Consider the following 286-nt stretch of genomic DNA (forward strand, 5'->3'; position numbering starts at 1 on the left):
GTCGATGTCCGTCCTGCCCGCCAGTGCCGACGGGGTCGATGCGGTGCCGTAGGACGCATAGATCGTGCCGTCGGGCAGGGGCTTGTAGGCCAGGCCGAGCTGGTAGTTGAACAGGTCGTCCTCGCGGCTGACGCTGTAGCCGGAGGCCGGGTCGTTGCGCACCTTGCGGATGTCGGCGCCGCTGACGCGGTAGTTGTCCCATCGCAGTCCGACGCTGGCCTGCCACTGCGCGTCGAACTTGATGGTGTCGAAGCCATACACCCCGAGCGTGTCGGTGTTGTAGCGC

At 66.8% G+C, this 286-nt stretch carries 1 protein-coding gene; it reads right to left on the bottom strand.

What is annotated here, in order from left to right:
• Window positions 1–286: TonB-dependent receptor domain-containing protein (locus ACR6JA_RS23445; protein WP_494599959.1), on the bottom strand; the 286-nt coding region annotated here is incomplete at both ends.

This window comes from Cedecea sp. B1(4) (assembly GCF_059414925.1).